Raw genomic sequence first — 19,966 nt, 5'->3', positions numbered from 1 at the left:
CAGCCTACTGAGCCGGTCGCGCCGCGACGTCGAGCGCTTCGGGCAGCGTGAACGCCCCGGCGTAGAGGGCCTTGCCGATGATCGCGCCCTCCACCCCCTGCGGCGCCAGCGCGGCGAGCGCCCGCACGTCGTCGAGGGTCGCGACCCCACCGCTGGCCACCACGGGCGCGTCGGTCCGCGCGCAGACGGCGGTGAGCAGGTCGGTGTTCGGGCCGGTCAGCGTGCCGTCGCGGCCGACGTCGGTCACCACGTACCGGGCGCAGCCCTCGGCGTCGAGCCGTGCGAGGACCTCCCACAGGTCGCCGCCGTCGGACACCCAGCCGCGGGCGGCGAGCCGGTGCTCCCCGTCCCGGATCTTGACGTCGAGCCCGACGGCGACGCGATCGCCGAACTCCGCGATCGCCTTCGCGCACCACTCCGGGTGCTCGAGCGCGGCCGTGCCGATGTTGACCCGGGCGCACCCGGTGTCGAGGGCCCGACGCAACGAGTCGTCGTCCCGGATCCCACCGGACAGCTCGACCTTGATCGGGACCTGCTCGACGAGCGCGGCCAGCAGCTCGGCGTTCGAGCCGCGACGGAACGCGGCGTCGAGGTCGACGAGATGGATCCACTCCGCACCGTCGTCGACCCAGCCGCGGGCCGCGTCGAGGGGGTCGCCGTAGCCGGTCTCGGTGCCCGCCTCGCCCTGGACGAGGCGGACGGCCTGGCCGTCGACGACGTCCACGGCGGGCAGCAGGTCGAAGCTCACGGGTCCGTGAGCCTAGTGGTCACGCACGGCCCCCGAGCGAGGCCTCCCGCAGGTCCTCCAGCCGGCGCCGCAGCAGGTCCCGCTCGGCCTGGTTGGAGGCCAGCTCGGCCGCCCGCTCCAGCTCGACGGCGGCGTCGTCGGGCCGGTCGAGCTGCACGAGCAGATCGGCCCGCACGGCCGGGAGCAGGTGGTAGCGGGCCAGGGCCGGGTCCTCCCGCAGACCGTCGACGATCGCGAGCGCCGCACCCGGCCCCGAGGCCTTCCCGACGACGACGGCGCGGTTGAGTTCCACCACCGGCGACCCCGAGAGCGCCGACAGCTCGCCGTAGAGCTCGGCAAGGCGGGCCCAGTCGGTGGCCGCGACGCTGCGCGCCCGCGCGTGCTCGGCGGCGATCGCCGCCTGCAGGGTGTACGCGTCGGCCCCACCGAGCGCGCGGGCCCGGTCCAGGCCGGCGAGCCCGCGCCCCACCAGCAACCGGTCCCAGCGGCCGCGGTCCTGGTCGGCGAGCAGGACCGGCCGTCCGTCGGGCCCCGTCCGGGCGCGCAGGCGGGAGGCCTGCAGCTCCATCAGGGCGAGCAGGCCGTGGACCTCGGCGCGGTCGGGCAGCAGGGCCGCGAGCCGACGGCCGAGACGCATCGCCTCGTCGCAGAGGTCGTGGCGGACCCAGTCGGCGCCGGCGGTCGCGGAGTAGCCCTCGTTGAACACGAGGTAGACGACCTCGAGGACCGCGCCGAGCCGGGCGGGCAGGTCCTCGGCCGACGGGATCTCCAGCTCGACCCCCTGCGCGGAGAGCCGCTTCTTGGCCCGCGAGATGCGCTGGCCGACCGTCGTCGAGGCCACCAGCAGACCGCGGGCGATCTCGTCGGTGGTCAGCCCGCCGAAGAGGCGCAGCGTCAGCGCCACCCGGGACTCGCGCGCGAGGTCCGGGTGGCAGGTGGCGAACAGCAGGGCGAGGACGTCGTCGCCGACCGTCCGGGTCGGGTCGGCGACCACGTCGGCGGCGTCCGGCGCCACCCGGTGGGCCTCGGCGCGGCCCACCTCCTCGGCCTTGCGGGCGAAGGTCTGCTCGCGTCGGATCGTGTCGATCGCCCGCCGGCGGGCGGTCGCCGCGAGCCAGGCGCCCGGGTTGTCCGGCACACCCTCGGCGGGCCACTGCTCGAGGGCCGCGACGAGGGCGTCGTGCGCCAGCTCCTCGGCCTGGCCCACGTCGCGCACCACCCGGGCGACGCCGGCGACGATTCGTGCCGACTCCGCCCGCCAGACGGCGTCGAGGACCGCGAAGGGATCACGCCGTGACGGGGCGGCCGCCGTCATGAGCCGTGCTGCTCGGCCGTCTGCTCGCGCATCCGCTGCTCCGCCTCCATCACCTCGTCCGGCGCCACGCCCGCGAAGTCCTCGGGGTCGAACACGCGCCGGACCTGCACGCGCTCGCCGTGCCGGAACGGCGCCCGCCGGGCCCAGCCCGTGGCCTCCTCGAGGGAGTCGACGGTCAGGATCCAGAAGCCGCCGATCAGTTCCTTGACCTCGGTGAACGGTCCGTCGGTGACGGTCGGCTCCTCCCCCTCCCCCTCGCCGTCGCCGAAGGCCACGATCGCCCCCTGGGAACTCGGGGCGAGGCCCTCCCCGGCGAGCAGGACGCCCGCGTCCACCATCGCCTGGTTGAACCGGCCCATCTCCTCGAAGATCTCCGGCTCGGGCGGGCGTCCCGCCGCCTCGGCCTCGTCGTAGGTCAGCACCAGCATGTAACGCATGGCGGCATCCTCCCGGGTCCGTCAACGGTCGTTGCGGTCGGCGATCCGGGACCTCAGCGCGGCCTCGGCGTCGAGGACCTCGGCGGGCGCGACGTCGGAGAACTCGTCCATCTCGTGGACCCGGCGCACCGCCAGGGTCACCCCCGGGCCGACCGGGCACCGCCGCGCCCACTGCTCGGCCTCCACGCGGGAGCTCACGTCGAGGATCCAGAAGCCCGCGATGAGCTCCTTGGTCTCGGTGAACGGCCCGTCGGTGACCGTCGCGGCCTCCCCGAACGGGTCCTCCTTGGTCACCGTGAAGCCCTCGGCGCTCGACGCCAGCCCCTCGGCGGCGAGCAGGACCCCGGCCTCGACGAGCTCGGTGTTGTAGCGGCCCATCGTCTCGAACGACTCGGTCATGGCGGCCGGGTCCGTCGGGATCGCCGACTCGGGGGCCTGGATCATCATCATGTAGCGCATCGCGGGTGCTCCTCGTGCTCCTCGGCCGGGGTCCGTTCCCCGGCCCGCACCCCCACGTCGAACGGGCGGACGGGCCTTCGACACCCGGCGTGGAGAAACTTCTAGAGCACCGCGAGCCAGTTCTCCAGCAGCCGCCGCCCGGCGTCGCCGGACTTCTCGGGGTGGAACTGCGTGGCCCACAGCGGCCCGTTCTCCACCGCCGCGACGAAGTCCTCGCCGTGGTGGGCCCAGGTCACCTTCGGCGGGGTGAACGGCTCCACCGGCTCCAGCTCCCAGCGCCGCGCGGCGAAGGAGTGCACGAAGTAGAAGCGCTCGTCGGCGGCCATGCCCGCGAACAGCTGCGAGTCGGGCGGCGCCGCGACGGTGTTCCAGCCCATGTGCGGGAGCACGTCGGCGTGCAGCTTCTCGACGGTGCCCGGCCACTGCCCGGCGCCCTCGGCCTCCTCGCCGAACTCGACGCCCCGCTCGAAGAGCACCTGCATCCCGACGCAGATCCCCAGCACCGGGCGCCCGCCCGCGAGCCGCTGCTCGAGGATGCGTTCACCGCCGACGGCCCGCAGCCCCGCCGCGCACGCGGCGAAGGCGCCGACCCCGGGCACGACGAGCCCGTCGCTGTCGATGGCGGCGCGCGAGTCGGAGGTCACCTCGACCTTCGCGCCGGCCCGCTCCAGCGCCCGCTCGGCGGAGCGCAGGTTGCCCGACCCGTAGTCCAGGACGACGACGTGGGGGGAGGTCGACATGCCCTCAGCCTATCCGGGCGGGGTCACCAGCCCGGTCCCGTCGTCGGCGCGGACGCGGCCACCACCTCGAGCACCGCCACGACGTGCCGGGCCCCGGTCGAGGGGTGCAGCGGCTGCTCGCCGGTCTCCACCACCCGGGCGATGCGACGGGCTGCGAGCCGACGCAGGTGGTGCTCCACGTCGTCCCAGCCGTCGGTGCTCACGGTGAGCACGATGTGCCCGCCCCGGTGCACCACGCGCGCGAACTCCACCAGCGCGGACGGCGGGAGGTGCCCGGTCTCGAGCGCGTTGACGCAGGTCACCACGCCGAACTTGTCGGGGGCACCGGGCAGCCGCTGCGTGAGATCGGCAGGGCCCAGGTCGTGGTACACCCGGCGGTGGCGGGCGTGGGCGATCATGCGCGGCGAGACGTCGAGGCCGTCGACCGAGCTGAAGCCGTGCCGGACCAGGGCCGCCCCGACCAGACCGGTGCCGCACGCGGCGTCGAGCACGTCGGTCTCGGGCTCGTCGAGCCGCGCGACGATGTCGGCGACGACACCCGGCAACGGGTAGTCGTCGCCGTGCGGCCCGGCGAGGTCCACGTCGTAGGACGCGGCCCACTCGTCGTAGACCTCACGGACCTCCGACGGGCCCGTCGCCGCGCGGGCGCGTCGTTCGAACGCCTCGGCCCTCCGGCCGCCGTGCTGCGTCTCCATCGTCACCACCCCGCCTCGCACCCCGTCCCTGGTTCCCCGGCGACGGGACTTCAACCGCGTGCGGTCGGACGTCGCCCGACGAGTCGGGTCACACGAGACGCAGCACGCCCGCGACGGCGGCGACGACGGCGAGGACCGTCAGGATCCCGGCCGGGATCCACCGCCGTTCGCGGCCGAAGCTGATCACCCCGCCGATGAGGAACCCGGCGAGCAGCAGCAGCCCGAGGGCCAGGAGCTGGGCGCCGCTCACGTCTCGAGGACGCCCTTGGTGGAGGCGGTCCCGCCCGCGAGCCGGACGTCCACCTCGGTCGCGGCCCGCAGCGCGCGGGCGATCGCCTTGTACTCGGCCTCGGTGATGTGGTGCGGATCCCGCCCGCCGGTGACCCGGACGTGCAGCGCGATCCCCGCGTGGAAGGCAATCGACTCGAACACGTGCCGGTTCAGCACCGTCGGGTAGTTGTTGCCGACGACGAACCCGGTCATCACCTCGGGCTCGCCGGTGTGCACGCAGTACGGGCGCCCGGAGACGTCGACGACCGCCTGCGCGAGGGCCTCGTCCATCGGGATCCACGCGTCGCCGAAGCGGCGGATGCCGGACTTGTCGCCGAGGGCCTGGCGCAGCGCCTGACCCAGGACGATCGCGACGTCCTCCACCGTGTGGTGGGCGTCGATCTCGACGTCGCCGGTGGCCCGCACCACGAGGTCGAAGCTCGAGTGCTTGCCGAGCGCGTCGAGCATGTGGTCGAAGAACGGCACCCCGGTGGCGACCTCGGTGCGCCCGGTCCCGTCGAGGTCGATCTCGACGAGGACGCTCGACTCCTTCGTCACACGCTCCACGCGTCCGGTGCGGCTCATGTCCTCCAGTGTGACGCACCCCGTCAGGGCCGCCGCCGCACCACCACGATCTCGTCGGTGATGGTCGCCTCCTGGCCGTCGGGCCCCGTCGCGACCCGCTCCGGCGACGCCACGCGGACCACCTCCCACTCCTCCCCCAGCTCCAGGGAGGCCAGGACCTCGTCGGCCGTCGGCAGGCGCAGCGACGGGTCCCACGACCACGGCGTGAGCCTCCCGTGGCCGAGGACGAGCAACGTGCCGCCCGGGGCGACCGCCGCCGCGGCCCGGCGCAGGATCGCGGTCCGCGGGAAGTCGGCGTGCGGCGAGTGCAGGAACGACGCGGTCACCAGGTCGAACTCGCCGTCGGGGAACGTCTCGGTGAGGTCGTGGCGCTCGGTGGTCAGGGCCAGGTCCCCGGCCCGGGCGGCGATCCGGTCGCAGGCGGTCTGCGAGACGTCGGTGGCGGTGACCCGCCATCCGCGGCCGGCGAGCCACAGCGCGTCGCCGCCCTCCCCCGCGCCGAGGTCGAGGGCGGTCCCCGGCGCCAGGGGCGCCGCTGTTGCCTCCAGGGCCGCGTTGACCCGGCCGCTCCACACCTGCTCGCGCTCGGCGTAGAAGCGCTCCCAGAACTCGGGGCTGCCGTCGCGGGAGGCGTGCAGCGCCAGCCGGACGTCCTCGGCGACGAGGTCGGCGTTCACCGCGGCCGCGGCCGCCGTGCCCTGCGCCGACGCCACGATGACGGTGGCCCGCAGGTCGGTGACGTTCCCGGCCGCCCACACGCCCGGCACCGCCGTCCGCCCCTGCTCGTCGCTCTCGACGAGGTTCCCGACGACGACGTCCCCCATCGTCATCTCGACCAGCGGCAGCCCGAGCATCGTCGCGACCTCGCCGCGGGCGTGGACGACGGTCGCGATCGCCAGGGCGTCGACCGCGATGCGCGACCCGTCCGCCAGCTCCACGGCCTCCAACCCGGTGTTCCCGACGACGAGCCGGGTCGCCTTGCCGCCGACCACCTCGATCCCGCGGGCGGTGAGCTCGTCGCTCGCGTGGCGGTCCAGGTCGAGGGCGTCGTTCGTGAAGAGCACGACGTCGTCGCTCCACTGCCGGAAGAGCTGCACCTGGTGCAGCGCGAGGGGGCTCGTCGCGAGCACCCCGATCCGCCGGTCGCGGACCTCCCAGCCGTGGCAGTACGGGCAGTGCAGGACGTCCTGCCCCCACCGCTGCGCCAACCCCTCGACGTCGGGGAGCTCGTCGACCACACCCGTGGCCAGCACGACCCGGCGGGCGTGGTGGGTGCTCCCGTCGTGCAGGCTGAGGTCGAACCCGCCCGCGTCCGACGGGCCCGCGTCCGTGACCGTCCCCTGCCGCACGACCCCGCCGTAGGACTCCACCTCGACGCGTCCGTCGGCGAGCAGGTCGGCCGGCGAGGCACCCTCGCGGCCGAGGTAGTTGTGCATGTGGGCGGCCGGCGCGTTGCGCGGCTCCCCCGCGTCGACGACCAGCACCCGTCGTCGGGAACGGGCCAGCGTCAGCCCGGCTGCCAGCCCGGCGGCCCCGCCGCCGACCACGATCACGTCCCAGTTCTCGGTCATGGGACGAGCCTGCGCCCAGCACCGACGAACTGGCAAAGGTTCTTGCTATAACGGCAACGTGGACGACAGCGACATCCTCGACAACGTCGGGCCGCGGCTGCGCGCCCTGCGCACCGCGCGCAGCCTGACGCTCACCGACGTGGCCACGGCGACCGGCATCTCGCTCTCGACGCTGTCGCGGCTGGAGTCCGGCGGGCGCAGGCCGACGCTCGAGCTGCTGCTACCGCTCGCACGGGCCTTCCAGGTGGCGCTCGACGAACTCGTGGACGCCCCGCCGACGGGCGACCCGCGGGTGCGGATGCGGCCGGTGCAGCGAGGCGGGCTGACGATGTTGCCGCTGACCCGGCGACCCGGTGGCCTGCAGGCCTACAAGCTGATCATGCCGGTGGACTACCCGGGCCGGGACCTGGAGCAGCAGTCGCACGAGGGCTACGAGTGGGCTTACGTCCTGTCGGGGCAGGTGCGGCTGTGGCTGGGCGACGACGACGTCGTGCTCCGCCCGGGCGAGGTCGTCGAGTTCGACACGCACCTCCCGCACGCCATGGGGAACGCCGGCACCGAGCCCGCCGAGATCCTCGCCCTGTTCGGCCCGCAGGGCGAGCGGGCCCACATCCGGACCCGTCAGACCTGATCCGGCCGGACCGCGCGCGGGTCGAGCTCCGGCAGGAGCACGACGCTCTCCTGCTCGTTCGGATCGGTCCGGGCGACGACGGCGAAGGCCGGCTCGGTGGCGCTCGGGTTGCCCGGCAGGTGCGGGACCCCCGCAGGGATGTACACGAGGTCCCCGGCTGCCAGCCGCTCGTAGTGCTCGAACTCCTCCCCCCACCACATCTCACCCTCGCCGGAGACGACGAGCACGGCGGACTCGTGGTGGTCGTGGCGGTGGGCCCTGGCGCGGCCGCCGGGCGGGATCACCTGGGTGTGCAGGCACAGGCCCTGCGCCCCGGCCGACTCCGCCGAGATCCCCGCACTGGAGTACTCGATCCCCTGCTTGCCGAGATAGCCCCCGCCCCGCACCACCCGGCACTCCGCGTCCGCCACGCCCCGACGGTGCCACGTGGTGCGCCCGACGAGAATCCGCTGCGGGAGTGGACCGGTTCCACACGAACAGCCGAGATCCACTCACCCCACTGCCGCGACAGCGCGTGCTGGACTCGTCACGTGGCGGAATCGAACCCGGCGGGTCCCCTGCGGCGCATCGTGGTCCTCGGCGGTGGTTCGGCGGGCTGGATGTCCGCCTGCTACCTCGCGAAGTCCCTCCCCGACGTGCGGGTGGTGGTCCTCGCGGCCCCCGAGATCCCGCGGATCGGCGTCGGCGAGGCGACGATCCCGAACCTGCAGAGCGTCTTCTTCGACCTCCTCGGCCTGTCGGAGGACGAGTGGATGCCGCACTGCAACGCGAGCTTCAAGATGGGCATCAAGTTCGTGAACTGGGCGACGCCGGGCCGCGGGGAACGTCGGGTCCGCGACTCCTACTACCACGTGTTCGGCCTGCTCCGGGAGCACGAGGGCCTTCCCCTGTCGCAGTACTGGACCCAGCGGCGCGCGGACGGCGAGGCGACGGGCTCCTTCGACGAGGACTGCTACTGGGAGCCCGCGCTCATGGAGGCCCGCCGCGGACCGCGCTTCGCCGACGGCACCTCGGCGACCGCACACGCCTGGCACTTCGACGCCAACCTCCTCGCGGACTTCCTCGCCCGGCACGCGACGACCGTGCTCGGGGTGGAACACGTCGAGGACCGCATGACCGAGGCCGTCCTGGACGACCGCGGCTTCATCACCGCGCTGCGCACCGCCGGCGGTCGGGATCTGGAGGGGGACCTGTTCGTCGACTGCTCGGGGTTCGGCTCCCTGCTGATCAACCGGACCATGGGTGAGCCGTTCCTCGACATGGGCGACCGGCTGCGCTGCAACCGCGCGATCGCCACGCCCGTCCCCTACGACGACGCCGAGCTCGAGCCCTACACCTCCTCGATCGCCATGAGTGCGGGCTGGACCTGGAAGGTGCCGCTGCTGGGCCGCTTCGGGACCGGGTACGTCTACTCGGCGGACTTCCAGGACCCCGACGACGCCGCGCGCGAGTTCTGTGACCTGTGGGGCCTCGACCCGGCCGAGGCCGACCTGCGCCATCTGCGCTTCCGGGTGGGGCGCAACGAGCGGGCCTGGGTCCGCAACTGCGTCGGGATCGGCCTGTCCTCCTGCTTCCTCGAGCCACTCGAGTCCACGGGCCTGTACTTCGTCTACGGCGCCCTCTACCTGCTCGTCCGCCACCTCACCGACCGCCGCTTCGACCCGGCGCTCATCGACCGGTTCAACGCCGAGGTGGTCCGCATGTTCGACGACAGTCGAGACTTCCTGCAGACCCACTACTGCCTCTCCCCCCGCACCGACACCGCGTTCTGGCGCGCGCAGCGGGAGCTGACCCTCAGCGACGACGTCCGCGAGAAGATCGCCACCTACCGCGCAGGGCTGCCGGTGAACCAGCCGACGGTCGACGTCGGCACCTACTACGCCAACTTCGAGGCCGAGCTCCGCAACTTCTGGACCAACGGCAGCTTCTACTGCGTGTTCACGGGTCTCGGGGTCGAGCCCGAGGCTCCGATGCCGGTGCTCGCCCACCGCGCGGGCGCGGTGCGGGGCTCGGCCGAGGTGTTCGCCGAGGTGGCCGCCGAGCGCGAGCGCATGCTGCGCGAGCTGCCGCCCACCGTCGAGGACGTCCGACGCATTCAGGGGCTGGCGGGCCCGGTCAGCTGATCCACCGCCCGCACGGCCGACTCCACCGCGGACTCGACCCACGCGGTGCGGTCCGCCGTGTGCTCCCCGGCGAAGGCGAGTCGACGGGTGCCGGTCAGGCGGGCCGGACGCCGGGCGACGCACCCGCGGGCCCAGGGCTCGTCGGCCCAGGCCACGGAGGCCGTCCCGACGACGAGGTCGACCGTGCCGGGGAAGGCGCGCTCCACGTCGGCGAGGACCCGGTCGCCGCGGGCGCGGGGGACGAGCGCTCCGAGGACCTCGGCGTCCTCGGCGATCGCATAGCCCGCGAGCACCGCGGCGGGCTCGCCGGGCGCGGTGTCGGGGAGGTAGAGCTGGCGGGCGAGGCCGCCGACGAACGAGCCCCCGCCCCTCGGCCGCAGCGGTGCGCGCAGGGCAGCGGCGACCTTGGTGGCCGCCCCGTACGGGGTGTGGGCCACGAGATCGTGGTCCGACGCGGGGACACCCCGCAGCGTGAGCGTGCGCAGCACCGGGATCGGCACGGTGCACACGACCGCCTCGCACGCCGTCGACGCACCGTCCGCGGTCGTGAGCGTGACCCGGCCGTCGTCCGCCTCGATCCCGACGACGGGTCGGTCGAGCTCCACGGGCAGGCCGGCGGCGAGGGCATCGGTGAGCAGCCCGAGCCCGCCGTCGAGGGTGCACAGCCCGGGATCGAGCTCCGAGGCGAGGTCCAGGACGAAACCCGCCAGGCCGTCGCTGCAGCGCCCCCGCAGGCCGGCGTCGACCCGCAGGAGGCCCGCGAGCCCGCCCGGGCCGGCCGGCACGTCGGCCCGCAGTCCCGCGGCGATCCCGGCGGCGTCGGCCCGCACCGCGGCACGGGCCTCCGGCGGGCCGAGCGCGTCCACGACGGCGAGGAGCCAGCCGAGCGCGGCGGCGCGGCGGTCGTCCACGGGACGTCCGAGCAGTGCGCGGACCTCCGCCGCGAGGACCGGCCCGGCCTCGGCGACCCGGACCGGCCCGGCCGGGCGCACGACGACGTCGTCGAGATGACCGAACATCGTCCGGAACGGCCGCAACCGGTCGGAGAGCCCGAGCTCCCCGATCAGCGCCAGGGTGCGCCGTGACTCCGGCGGGAGCCGCATCGCCCCGAGGTCGACGGTGGCGCCGCCGGGGAAGCGGTGCGTGCGAACCCGCCCGCCGGTCCGCCCGGAGGCCTCCAGCACGCGGACCCGGACGCCCCGCGCCACGAGACGGCGGGCGGCGACGAGACCGGCGACGCCCGCCCCGACGACCGCGGCGTCCCGGATCACCGCAGGGCGGCGCTCACCTCGAGGAAGCGGTCGTTCTCCTCGGGCGTGCCGACCGTGACGCGCAGGTGGCCCGGGATCCCGACGTCGCGGACCAGCACCCCGGCGTCGAGGTAGGCCTGCCACGTGGCGTGGGCGTCGGGACGCGGGAGGGCGCCGTAGAGCAGGAAGTTCGCCGTCGAGGGGACGACCGCGTAGCCCAGCTCCGTCAGCGCTCCCGCGATCCGGTCCCGTTCGCGCGACAGGGTGCCGACGAGCGCGAGGGTCTCGTCGGCGTGACGCAGCGCGGCGAGCGCCGCGGCCTGGGTGAGGGCCGAGAGGTGGTAGGGCAGCCGGACGAGCATGAGCGCGTCCACGACGGCGGGGGCGGCCGCGAGGTAGCCCAGGCGCCCGCCGGCGAAGGCGAACGCCTTCGACATCGTCCGGCTCACCACGAGCTTGTGGCCGTGGGTGGCGAGCAGCTCGACCGCGCTCGGACCGGACGAGAACTCGACGTAGGCCTCGTCGACCACGACGATCCCCGGCGCGACGTCGGCGATCGCCGCGAGCTCGTCCAGCTCGATCGACTGCCCGGTGGGGTTGTTCGGCGTGGTGACGAACAGGACGTCGGGCCGCCGCTCGCGGACCACGTCGACGGCGGCCGCGGCGTCGAGCGAGAAGTCGTCGCGGCGGGGCGCCGGCAGCCAGTCGGTGCGGGTGCCGACCGCGAGGATCGGGTGCATCGAGTAGCTCGGCTCGAAGCCCAGCGCGAGGCGTCCCGGGCCGCCGAAGGCCTGCAGGAGCTGCTGGAGCACCTCGTTCGACCCGTTGGCGGCCCACAGGTTCTCGGGCGCCAGCGCCACGCCGGTGGCCGTCGTCAGGTACTCGGCGAGCGCGGTGCGCAGGGCGACGTGGTCGCGGTCGGGGTAGCGGTGCAGGGTCGCGGCCGCCTCCCGGGTGGCGGCCGCGACGTCGTCGACGAGCGCCGGCGGCGGCGGGAACGGGTTCTCGTTCGTGTTCAGCGCGACCGGGACCTGCAGCTGCGGTGCGCCGTAGGGCGAGCGCCCCCGCAGGTCCTCGCGCAGTGGGAGGTCGGCCAGCTCGACGCCGGCTCCGATCAGGTCGCTCACGTGTTCCACTCCCGGCGGTTCCCGAAGCGGGCGGCCACGGCCTGACCGTGGGCGGGCAGGTCCTCGGCCTCGGCGAGCGCGACGACCTGGTCGGCGACGGCGCGCAGGGCGTCCTCGGAGTAGTCGACGACGTGGATGCCGCGCAGGAACGTCTGCACCGACAGCCCGCTCGAGTGCCGGGCGCAGCCGCCGGTGGGCAGCACGTGGTTCGACCCGGCGCAGTAGTCGCCGAGGGACACCGGGCTGTGCGGGCCCACGAAGATCGCGCCGGCGTTGCGGACCCGGGCGGCGACGGCGGAGGCGTCGGCGGTCTGGATCTCCAGGTGCTCGGCGGCGTAGGCGTCGACCACCCGCACCCCGGCGTCGAGGTCGGCGACCAGGATCGTCCCGGACTGCGGCCCGGACAGCGCGGTGCGGATCCGCTCGTCGTGCTTGGTGGTGCCGACCTGGGCGGCGAGCTCGGCGTCGACCGCGTCGGCCAGGTCCGGGGACGTGGTGACGAGGACCGAGGCCGCCGACGGGTCGTGCTCGGCCTGGCTGATCAGGTCGGCCGCGACGTGCACCGGGTCGGCCGTGTGGTCGGCGAGGATCGCGATCTCGGTGGTGCCGGCCTCGGAGTCGATGCCGATGCGGCCGCGGAGCACCCGCTTGGCGGCCGTCACGAAGACGTTGCCGGGGCCGGTGACGGTGTCGACCGGCTCGAGCTCCGCTCCGTCGGTGTCGGTGCCCCCGTAGGCGAGGAGCGCGACGGCCTGCGCGCCGCCGACCGCCCACACCTCGTCGACGCCGAGCAGGGCCGCCGCGGCGAGGATCAGCGGGTGCGGTCGGCCGCCGAACTCCTGCTGCGGCGGCGAGCAGACGACGAGGCCCTCGACCCCGGCGGCCTGCGCCGGCACCACGTTCATGACCACGCTGGACGGGTAGACCGCGAGCCCGCCCGGCGCGTAGAGCCCGACGCGGGCGACCGGCACCCACCGCTCGGTGACGGTGCCGCCGGGGACCACCTGCGTGGTGGTGTCGGTGCGCCGCTGGTCGGCGTGCACGGCCCGGGCCCGCTCGATGCTCGTCTCGAGCGCGGCCCGCACCTGCGGATCCGTGGCGTCGAGCGCCTCGCGCAGCGCCGCGTGCGGCACGCGCACCGACTCCGAGCGCACCCGGTCGAACCGCTCCCCGTACTCGAGCACCGCGTCGACCCCGCGGGCGCGCACGTCGTCGATGATCGGACGGACCTTCTCGACGACCGCGTCGACGTTCATCTCCGCGCGCGGCAGCATCGCGCGCAGCTCGGCGGGGGCCGGGACGCCACCGCGGAGGTCGGACCGGGTCAGGAGCGTCGTCACGTGCCCAGGGTAACGAGGCACCCCGACATCATCAGGTGCAGGATGGTTGTGCAGACAACTGTTAGCCCGACCAAGGAGTATCCATGAGCGACGACGCCCGCCGCCCGCTGCTGCAGATCATCGTCGCGAGCACCCGACCGGGCCGGATCGGCGAGCCGATCGCGCGGTGGTTCGCGGACTACGCGCGGGCGTACGAGGGCTTCGAGGTGGAGATCGTCGACCTCGCCGAGGTCGACCTGCCGATGTTCGCCGAGCCCGAGCACCCGCGGTTCGGGCGCTACACGCTCGACTCCACCAAGCGGTTCAGCGCGATCGTCGACCGTGCGGACGCCTTCGTGTTCGTCACCCCGGAGTACAACCACAGCTTCAACGCGGCCCTGAAGAACGCGCTGGACCACCTCAACCGCGAGTGGGCGGGCAAGCCCGCGACGATCGTCAGCTACGGCGGCGTCGCCGCCGGCACCCGCGCGGCCGAGGCGCTCTGGCCGGTGCTGGTGGGCCTGAACATGGTGCCGGTGTCGGCCGCCGTCCCGATCCCGTTCGCGATGAAGAACGTCTCGGGCGAGGGCGACGAGCGCGTGTTCACGCCCGCCCCGGAGACCGAGGCCGGCGCGAAGGCCGCCCTCGAGGGGTTGGCGTCCTGGACGCAGCGGCTGGGCCTGCCGGGCAGCACCCCCGCCTGACAGGAAAGCGTCGTTGCTTGCACCGGGTGCAAGCAACGACGCTTTCCTGCCACGGAGGTGAGGGGGCCGCTACAGCCCGTTCCGCGTCACCGAGAAGTTGGTGACCTTCAGGCCCTTGCCACCGGTCCACGGCTCGAACCCGGCCTGGACGCTCGTCATGTACCAGGTCGACCTGATCACACCGCGGTTCGTGGCGTCCCGGACGAACAGGTCGATCGGCAGGTTCGACACCGTGGTCGTGGGCGTCTTGCGCACGTAGGAGATGACCGGCAGGTCGATCTTGCCGTACCAGACGGTGTAGATCACGCCGCCGATGTTGACGTCGTAGTAGGGCTTGCCGATCGGCTGCACCCACGAGGTCCGGTTGAGCCAGATCATCATCTCGGCCCCGGTGTTGCGGCCCGCGTTGGTCGCGGTCGGGTCGAACCAGATGTCGTAGGCGGTGTTGTACTGGTTGACCGGCTGGGACTTGTCCGGGCCCGTCGTCGCGAAGTTCGAGCGGACCGCGCCGAGGGTGCGCACCGGGGCCGGGAAGACGTTCGTCGAGCCCGGCGTGCAGTAGCCGTAGACGCACCCGCGGTAGAGCGACGGGTACGACGACGGGCCCGCGTTGTTGGTGCCGTCGGCGACGTCGAGCGTGAAGCCGGTGTCGAACGGGGTGATGCACTGGTTCTTGGACGTGCCCCAGCGGTTGTTCTGGGCGACGTACTTGCCGCCGACGACCTGGGAGCCGAACTGGCCGCAGATCTGGGCGTAGGAGGCCGCGGAGCCGACCGCGTTCCCGACGAAGATCGAGCCGCCCGCGACCACGAGGGTCAGCATGGCAGCGACCAGGAACCGCGTCCGACGGGTGGCCCGGGTGGCGGCGCGTCGTACCGCTGCGCGACCGCCCTGGATCGTGATCCTTGCGTCCGACGTCCGATCCGTCATCGTGTGTCGTACTCCCCCGTGACCGTCCGCGACGGTCTGCTCCCGTCGCGGTACGACCCGTTCCTCGCGCCGGGGATCCCAACTGTTAGCGGGTCACGGGAAAGTCACCCCGTCGAGCGTGTGCGGCCCCCGTTGTCGGGCACTCTGCTCGTTGTGAGTCAGACAGCGGAGATCGGCGTCAGCGGCCTCGCCACCATGGGGCGCAACCTCGCACGCAACCTCGCGCGGCACGGCCACGCCGTCGCGCTGCACAACCGGACCGACAAGCGGACGAAGGATCTCGCCGAGAACTTCTCCGACGAGGGCACCTTCGTCCCGACCTACTCGGCCGAGGACTTCGTGGCCGCCCTCGAGAAGCCCCGCCGGATCATCCTCATGGTCCCGGCGGGGAAGGCCACCGACGCGGTGATCGACGAGTTCGTCCCCCTCCTCGAGCAGGGCGACGTCATCATCGACGCCGGCAACGCGCACTACGTGGACACCCGCCGTCGGGAGAAGGCCCTCTCGGAGAAGGGTCTCAACTTCGTCGGCATGGGCGTGTCCGGTGGCGAGGAGGGCGCCCTCAACGGGCCGAGCATCATGCCCGGCGGGCCGAAGGAGGCCTACGACAGCCTCGGCCCGCTGCTCGAGGACATCTCGGCCAAGGTGGACGGGCAGCCCTGCTGCACCCACATCGGGGCGGACGGTGCGGGCCACTTCGTCAAGATGGTGCACAACGGCATCGAGTACGCCGACATGCAGCTCATCGCCGAGGCCTACGACCTCCTGCGCAAGGGCCTGGGCATGGACCCGGCCGCGATCGCCGAGACGTTCACCGGCTGGAACCGGGGCCGGCTCGACTCGTACCTCATCGAGATCACCTCCGAGGTCCTCGCCCACGCCGACGCCGAGACCGGGAAGCCGTTCGTCGACATCGTCGCCGACGAGGCCGAGCAGAAGGGCACCGGCCGCTGGACCGTGCAGGCCGCGCTCGACCTCGGCGTCCCCGTCACCGGTATCGCCGAGGCCACCTTCGCCCGGTCGCTCTCGGGCAACCGGACGCTGCGCGACGCCGCGAAGGGCCTCCCCGGGGTCAGCGGTGCCCGTCTCGAGGGAGCGGCGGCGGAGGGCTTCGCCGACGACATCGAGCAGGCGCTCTACGCGTCGAAGATCGTCGCCTACGCCCAGGGCTTCAACGAGATCCAGGCCGGCGCCGAGGAGTACGGCTGGGACATCGACCTGGGCAAGGTCGCGAGCATCTGGCGCGGCGGCTGCATCATCCGGGCGAAGTTCCTCGAGGAGATCACGGCGGCCTACGAGCGCGAGCCGGGCCTGACCACGCTGCTCACCGACTCCGCGTTCGCCGAGGCCATCGGCGGGGCGCAGGACTCGTGGCGCCGCGTCGTCGCGAGCGCCGCGCAGCTCGGCATCCCGACGCCCGGCTTCTCCTCGGCCCTCGCCTACTACGACGGCATCCGGGCCGACCGGCTCCCCGCCGCCCTCGTGCAGGGCCAGCGCGACTTCTTCGGGGCGCACACCTACCGCCGCACCGACCGCGAGGGCACCTTCCACACCGCGTGGGCCACCGACGACCGCGCGGAGTCCGAGGCGTAGATCTCGGCCGGCCGGGAGAAATCCGGACGAGTCGGACGTTGGACAGGGCATGCTCCCCGTGCAGGCACCTGCGAGCGACGGCGGTCTGGCCGACTGGGCCACGGACCTCATGGCCACGTTCGGCGCTCCGGGCGCCGGCCTGATCGTCGCGCTGGAGAACGTGTTCCCCCCGATCCCCTCGGAGATCGTCCTGCCGTTGGCGGGCTTCGCGGCGGGTCGGGGGGAGTTCTCGGTCTGGGCGGCGATCCTCTGGACGACGGCGGGCTCGGTCGTCGGGGCGTTCGCGCTCTACCTGGTCGGGATGCTGTGCTCCGAGGGCTGGGTGCGCCGCACGATCGCGCGGATGCCGCTGGTCAGCGAGGACGACGTGCGCAAGGCGGAGTCCTGGTTCGACCGTCACGGCCGCGCCTCGGTGTTCTGGGGCCGGATGATCCCGGGCGTCCGGTCCTTCGTCTCGATCCCCGCCGGACAGCGCCGCATGCCCTGGTGGGAGTTCACGCTCTTCACCACGCTCGGCAGCCTGGTCTGGAACTCCGTCTTCGTCGGCGGCGGCTACGCCCTGGGATCCCGGTGGCAGCTCGTGGAGCAGTACGCGGGGGTCTTCCAGACGGTCGTGCTGACCCTGCTGGTCGCGCTCGTCGGCTGGATGCTGGTCAAGCGCTACCGCAGGCACCGGGCCGTCCGGCGGATGGAGGCCCCCACCCAGGTCCTCCAGCCCGACGACAGGTCCTGACGTCTCGGCCGGCCGGGGTCAGGACGGCTTGCGCACGCCGCCCACGAGGTCGACCACGCGGTCCCAGGGGTTGCGCGCCCCCGCGGGGTAGCGCCGGCGGGCACGGACGTCGCGGGGCGAGCCCGGGGTGTAGCGGCGGCGCGCCCACGGCGAGCTCGGGCGGGCGAGCCGCAGCGCCCCGAGCAGCGCCACGGGCGGCAGGAACACCCCGACGATCGCGGTGACGATCTTGCCCTTGAACGCGGCCGTGATCGCCGCACCCGTCGTCACGAGCACCGACAGCGCGACCCCGAGCGCCCCGCCCTGGCCGCTCGTGCCGAAGGGATTGGCCCCGAGCACGAGGAGGGTGCCGACGACGGCCACCATGAGCACGGCGTCGACCGAGAGCCGACCCTCGTCGGACCAGTAGACGTCGGCGAGGCGCAGCCACAGCGCGAACTCGTCCAGGGCCAGCGCCGCCCCCGCGCCGAACGCGACGGCGAGGACCGTGCGCCACCCGCCGTCGGGACGGTAGATGAACTCCCCCGCCCCGGCGAGCAGCATCAGGGCGATGCCGTAGACGAGGTGGTGGACGTGGACCCCGCCGACCGAGGTGTCCCGGAAGGGGCCCCGGCCGGCGCGGATGAGCCGGGTGATCACGCGGGTCACCAGGAACACCACGAGGAACGACCCCAGCATCCAGACCGCGCTGATGCGGCCCGCGTCGAGGTCGACGTCGAAGGTCACGGTCATCGGGATCCTCCTCGGTGTCCCGATCATCGTGACGGACCGAGGAGCCCCGACGCGACTACGACTTCGTCGCGAGCCCCTGCTTCGCGCGCGACCGCTGGCGGTTGCGGGTGTGCGAGTCGAGCTCGACCTTGCGGATGCGCACCGCGGACGGCGTCACCTCGACGCACTCGTCCTCGGCGCAGAACTCCAGCGACTGCTCGAGGGACATGATCCGGGGCGGGGTGAGCCGGACCAGCTCGTCCCCGGTGGAGGACCGCATGTTGGTCAGCTTCTTCTCGCGGGTGATGTTGACCTCCATGTCGTCGGCGCGCGAGTTCTCGCCGATGATCATGCCGGTGTACACCAGCGTCGTCGGGCCGACGAAGAGCTCCCCGCGCTCGGAGAGCAGGCCCACCGCGTGGCCGGTGACCGGCCCGGAGCGGTCGGCGATCAGCGACCCGGACAGCCGCGCCCGCAGCTCCCCGACCCACGGCCCGTAGCCGTCGAAGAGCTGGTTGGCGATGCCGGTGCCCCGGGTCTCGGTGAGGAACTCCGTCCGGAAACCGATCAGGCCGCGCGACGGGACCCGGTACTCGAGCCGGACGTGGTCCGACGACGTCGAGTGGGTCATCTCGAGCATCTCGCCCTTGCGGGCGGCGAGGAGCTGGGTCACCGCGCCGAGGTGCTCGTCGGGGACGTCGACCGAGAGGCGCTCGAACGGCTCGTGGAGCTTGCCCTCGACGGTCCTGGTGACGACCTCGGGCTTGCCGACGGTCAGCTCGAAGCCCTCGCGGCGCATCGTCTCGACGAGGATCGCCAGCGCCAGCTCGCCGCGGCCCTGCACCTCCCAGGCGTCGGGACGCTCGGTGGGCAGCACGCGCATGGACACGTTGCCGACGAGCTCGGCGTCGAGCCGGTTCTTCAGCAGGCGGGCGGTGAGCTTGGTGCCCGGCTTCGGGTCCCGGCCGGCCAGCGGCGAGGTGTTGATCCCGATCGTCATCGCGATGGCGGGCTCGTCGACGGTGATCCGGGGCAGCGGGTGCGGGTCGTCCGGGTCGGCGAGGGTGTCGCCGATGGTGACCTCGGAGATCCCGGCGACCGCGACGATGTCGCCGGCCTCCGCCTCCTCGGCCGAGACGCGCTCGAGGCCCTCGGTGCGCAGCAGCTCGGTGACCTTCACGCGCGTGACGGTGCCGTCCGCGCGGCACCAGCCGACCTGCTGGCCCCGGCGGATCCGGCCGGAGCGGACGCGGCAGAGCGCGATGCGGCCGAGGTAGGCCGACGCGTCGAGGTTGGTGACGTGGGCCTGCAGCAGCCCGTCCGGGTCGTCCGCCGGCGCCGGGACCTCGGAGAGGAGCAGCTCGAACAGCGGGTCGAGGTTCTCCGAGTCGGGCACCGTGCCGTCGGCCGGGCGCTCGAGCGAGGCCTTGCCGGCGCGGGCCGAGGCGTAGACGACCGGGAGCTCGAGGAGCTGGGAGACGACGTCGTCGTCCATCTCCAGGTCCGTGGCGAGCTCGAGCAGCAGGTCCAGCGACTCGTTCACGACCTCCTCGCACCGGGCGTCGGCACGGTCGGTCTTGTTCACCGCGAGGATCACGGGGAGGCGGGCGGCGAGCGCCTTGCGCAGCACGAACCGGGTCTGCGGGAGCGGGCCCTCGGAGGCGTCCACCAGCAGGACGACGCCGTCGACCATCGACAGGCCGCGCTCGACCTCGCCGCCGAAGTCGGCGTGGCCGGGGGTGTCGATGATGTTGAAGGTGACGTCCCCGCGGCGCACGGCCGTGTTCTTCGCGAGGATCGTGATGCCCTTCTCGCGCTCGAGGTCACCGGAGTCCATCACCCGGTCGACGAGCTCGGCCCGCGCGGAGAAGGCGCCCGACTGGCGGAGCATGGCGTCGACGAGGGTGGTCTTGCCGTGGTCGACGTGGGCGACGATCGCGATGTTGCGCAGGTCGGTGCGCAGGGCGTGATCGGCGGACCCGGGCCGCTCGGGTGCGGACGTGGTCACGAGAGAGAACTGCCTTC

The 19,966-nt window shown here is 73.5% G+C and carries 21 protein-coding genes; 5 read left to right on the top strand and 16 right to left on the bottom strand.

Annotation, left to right across the window (positions count from 1 at the left end):
• Positions 1-4: 4 nt before the first annotated feature.
• The 9 genes from priA to QSK00_RS09090 all read right to left on the bottom strand — a co-directional run bounded on the left by priA (position 5) and on the right by QSK00_RS09090 (position 6,820).
• A complete protein-coding gene (gene priA / locus QSK00_RS09130; protein WP_285589797.1) occupies positions 5-748 on the bottom strand; it encodes a bifunctional 1-(5-phosphoribosyl)-5-((5-phosphoribosylamino)methylideneamino)imidazole-4-carboxamide isomerase/phosphoribosylanthranilate isomerase PriA in 744 nt (247 codons plus the stop codon).
• 19 nt (positions 749-767) lie between these two features.
• Positions 768-2,063, bottom strand: a complete 1,296-nt coding sequence (locus QSK00_RS09125; RefSeq protein WP_285589795.1) for an RNA polymerase sigma factor — start codon at positions 2,061-2,063, stop codon at positions 768-770.
• On the bottom strand, positions 2,060-2,500 hold the full coding sequence (locus QSK00_RS09120) for a YciI family protein (RefSeq protein WP_285589792.1): 441 nt from the start codon (positions 2,498-2,500) through the stop codon (positions 2,060-2,062). The genes QSK00_RS09125 and QSK00_RS09120 overlap by 4 nt, the downstream gene beginning before the upstream one ends.
• 21 nt (positions 2,501-2,521) lie before the next feature.
• Complete coding sequence (locus QSK00_RS09115) at positions 2,522-2,959, bottom strand: YciI family protein (RefSeq protein WP_285589790.1); 438 nt, start codon at positions 2,957-2,959, stop codon at positions 2,522-2,524.
• A gap of 101 nt (positions 2,960-3,060) precedes the next feature.
• A complete protein-coding gene (hisH, locus tag QSK00_RS09110) occupies positions 3,061-3,699 on the bottom strand; it encodes an imidazole glycerol phosphate synthase subunit HisH (RefSeq protein WP_285589788.1) in 639 nt (212 codons plus the stop codon).
• Positions 3,700-3,722: 23 nt separating this feature from the next.
• On the bottom strand, positions 3,723-4,394 hold the full coding sequence (locus tag QSK00_RS09105) for a class I SAM-dependent DNA methyltransferase (protein ID WP_285589786.1): 672 nt from the start codon (positions 4,392-4,394) through the stop codon (positions 3,723-3,725).
• Positions 4,395-4,482: 88 nt separating this feature from the next.
• The gene (locus tag QSK00_RS09100; RefSeq protein WP_285589785.1) at positions 4,483-4,644 is read right to left on the bottom strand and encodes a CG2302 family histidine operon protein; all 162 of its coding nucleotides are present in this window, start codon (positions 4,642-4,644) and stop codon (positions 4,483-4,485) included.
• Positions 4,641-5,249, bottom strand: coding sequence for an imidazoleglycerol-phosphate dehydratase HisB (hisB, locus tag QSK00_RS09095; protein ID WP_285589784.1), 609 nt, complete (start codon positions 5,247-5,249; stop codon positions 4,641-4,643). Before hisB ends, QSK00_RS09100 begins: the two co-directional genes overlap by 4 nt.
• A gap of 23 nt (positions 5,250-5,272) precedes the next feature.
• Positions 5,273-6,820 carry a bifunctional NAD(P)/FAD-dependent oxidoreductase/class I SAM-dependent methyltransferase gene (locus QSK00_RS09090; RefSeq protein ID WP_285589783.1) on the bottom strand — a complete coding sequence of 516 codons (1,548 nt, stop codon included), beginning with the start codon at positions 6,818-6,820 and terminating at the stop codon, positions 5,273-5,275.
• A 58-nt stretch (positions 6,821-6,878) separates the two neighbouring features.
• On the opposite strand from QSK00_RS09090, the gene QSK00_RS09085 reads away from it, so the two are divergent.
• Positions 6,879-7,451 carry a helix-turn-helix domain-containing protein gene (locus QSK00_RS09085; RefSeq protein WP_285589782.1) on the top strand — a complete coding sequence of 191 codons (573 nt, stop codon included), beginning with the start codon at positions 6,879-6,881 and terminating at the stop codon, positions 7,449-7,451.
• On the opposite strand, the gene QSK00_RS09080 is transcribed toward QSK00_RS09085, so the two are convergent.
• Positions 7,442-7,861: a cupin domain-containing protein gene (locus QSK00_RS09080; RefSeq protein ID WP_285589781.1), complete on the bottom strand. Its 420-nt coding sequence runs from the start codon at positions 7,859-7,861 to the stop codon at positions 7,442-7,444. The genes QSK00_RS09085 and QSK00_RS09080 overlap by 10 nt on opposite strands.
• A 120-nt stretch (positions 7,862-7,981) precedes the next feature.
• Here QSK00_RS09080 and QSK00_RS09075 point away from each other — a divergent pair, with 120 nt between their 5' ends.
• Positions 7,982-9,574, top strand: a complete 1,593-nt coding sequence (locus tag QSK00_RS09075; protein ID WP_285589780.1) for a tryptophan halogenase family protein — start codon at positions 7,982-7,984, stop codon at positions 9,572-9,574.
• Here the strand turns inward: QSK00_RS09075 and QSK00_RS09070 are convergent.
• Genes QSK00_RS09070 through hisD form a run of 3 tightly spaced genes read right to left on the bottom strand, consistent with a single transcriptional unit; the run spans position 9,547 to position 13,225 of the window.
• Complete coding sequence (locus tag QSK00_RS09070) at positions 9,547-10,845, bottom strand: flavin monoamine oxidase family protein (protein ID WP_285589779.1); 1,299 nt, start codon at positions 10,843-10,845, stop codon at positions 9,547-9,549. The two genes, QSK00_RS09075 and QSK00_RS09070, sit on opposite strands and share 28 nt — an antisense overlap.
• A complete protein-coding gene (locus tag QSK00_RS09065) occupies positions 10,842-11,951 on the bottom strand; it encodes a histidinol-phosphate transaminase (protein ID WP_285589777.1) in 1,110 nt (369 codons plus the stop codon). The genes QSK00_RS09070 and QSK00_RS09065 overlap by 4 nt, the downstream gene beginning before the upstream one ends.
• Positions 11,948-13,225 (bottom strand): histidinol dehydrogenase, encoded by a 1,278-nt coding sequence (gene hisD, locus QSK00_RS09060; RefSeq protein WP_285590604.1) that lies wholly within the window; start codon positions 13,223-13,225, stop codon positions 11,948-11,950. The genes QSK00_RS09065 and hisD overlap by 4 nt, the downstream gene beginning before the upstream one ends.
• A gap of 149 nt (positions 13,226-13,374) precedes the next feature.
• On the opposite strand from hisD, the gene QSK00_RS09055 reads away from it, so the two are divergent.
• On the top strand, positions 13,375-13,974 hold the full coding sequence (locus QSK00_RS09055; protein WP_285589776.1) for an NADPH-dependent FMN reductase: 600 nt from the start codon (positions 13,375-13,377) through the stop codon (positions 13,972-13,974).
• A 69-nt stretch (positions 13,975-14,043) separates the two neighbouring features.
• Here QSK00_RS09055 and QSK00_RS09050 read toward each other — a convergent pair whose 3' ends face one another.
• Positions 14,044-14,796 carry a GH12 family glycosyl hydrolase domain-containing protein gene (locus tag QSK00_RS09050; protein WP_285589775.1) on the bottom strand — a complete coding sequence of 251 codons (753 nt, stop codon included), beginning with the start codon at positions 14,794-14,796 and terminating at the stop codon, positions 14,044-14,046.
• Positions 14,797-15,057: 261 nt separating this feature from the next.
• Between QSK00_RS09050 and gnd the strand changes: the two genes are divergently transcribed.
• The gene (gene gnd / locus QSK00_RS09045) at positions 15,058-16,497 is read left to right on the top strand and encodes an NADP-dependent phosphogluconate dehydrogenase (RefSeq protein ID WP_285589772.1); all 1,440 of its coding nucleotides are present in this window, start codon (positions 15,058-15,060) and stop codon (positions 16,495-16,497) included.
• A 49-nt stretch (positions 16,498-16,546) separates the two neighbouring features.
• On the top strand, positions 16,547-17,230 hold the full coding sequence (locus QSK00_RS09040; protein ID WP_285589771.1) for a DedA family protein: 684 nt from the start codon (positions 16,547-16,549) through the stop codon (positions 17,228-17,230).
• An 18-nt stretch (positions 17,231-17,248) separates the two neighbouring features.
• Here the strand turns inward: QSK00_RS09040 and QSK00_RS09035 are convergent, their stop codons facing one another.
• Complete coding sequence (locus tag QSK00_RS09035) at positions 17,249-17,962, bottom strand: hypothetical protein (protein ID WP_285589770.1); 714 nt, start codon at positions 17,960-17,962, stop codon at positions 17,249-17,251.
• A gap of 55 nt (positions 17,963-18,017) precedes the next feature.
• Positions 18,018-19,949: a translational GTPase TypA gene (gene typA, locus QSK00_RS09030; protein ID WP_285589768.1), complete on the bottom strand. Its 1,932-nt coding sequence runs from the start codon at positions 19,947-19,949 to the stop codon at positions 18,018-18,020.
• Positions 19,950-19,966: the final 17 nt, after the last annotated feature.

The sequence above is a fragment of the Actinomycetospora sp. NBRC 106378 genome (assembly GCF_030269685.1).
Classification (GTDB): domain Bacteria; phylum Actinomycetota; class Actinomycetes; order Mycobacteriales; family Pseudonocardiaceae; genus Actinomycetospora.
The sequence above is the reverse complement of the archived record's forward strand: the minus strand, read 5'-3'. Positions and strand labels throughout refer to the sequence as shown.

Bases quoted from the DNA above. Each gene is read 5' to 3' on its own strand.
- QSK00_RS09125 (WP_285589795.1), bottom strand. From the start codon at position 2,063: ATGACGGCGGCCGCCCCGTCACGGCGTGATCCCTTCGCGGTCCTCGAC.
- QSK00_RS09120 (WP_285589792.1), bottom strand. From the start codon at position 2,500: ATGCGTTACATGCTGGTGCTGACCTACGACGAGGCCGAGGCGGCGGGA.
- QSK00_RS09115 (WP_285589790.1), bottom strand. From the start codon at position 2,959: ATGCGCTACATGATGATGATCCAGGCCCCCGAGTCGGCGATCCCGACG.
- hisH (WP_285589788.1), bottom strand. From the start codon at position 3,699: ATGTCGACCTCCCCCCACGTCGTCGTCCTGGACTACGGGTCGGGCAAC.
- QSK00_RS09105 (WP_285589786.1), bottom strand. From the start codon at position 4,394: ATGGAGACGCAGCACGGCGGCCGGAGGGCCGAGGCGTTCGAACGACGC.
- hisB (WP_285589784.1), bottom strand. From the start codon at position 5,249: ATGAGCCGCACCGGACGCGTGGAGCGTGTGACGAAGGAGTCGAGCGTC.
- QSK00_RS09090 (WP_285589783.1), bottom strand. From the start codon at position 6,820: ATGACCGAGAACTGGGACGTGATCGTGGTCGGCGGCGGGGCCGCCGGG.
- hisD (WP_285590604.1), bottom strand. From the start codon at position 13,225: ATGCTGCCGCGCGCGGAGATGAACGTCGACGCGGTCGTCGAGAAGGTC.
- QSK00_RS09055 (WP_285589776.1), top strand. From the start codon at position 13,375: ATGAGCGACGACGCCCGCCGCCCGCTGCTGCAGATCATCGTCGCGAGC.
- QSK00_RS09050 (WP_285589775.1), bottom strand. From the start codon at position 14,796: ATGCTGACCCTCGTGGTCGCGGGCGGCTCGATCTTCGTCGGGAACGCG.
- QSK00_RS09040 (WP_285589771.1), top strand. From the start codon at position 16,547: ATGCTCCCCGTGCAGGCACCTGCGAGCGACGGCGGTCTGGCCGACTGG.
- QSK00_RS09035 (WP_285589770.1), bottom strand. From the start codon at position 17,962: ATGACCGTGACCTTCGACGTCGACCTCGACGCGGGCCGCATCAGCGCG.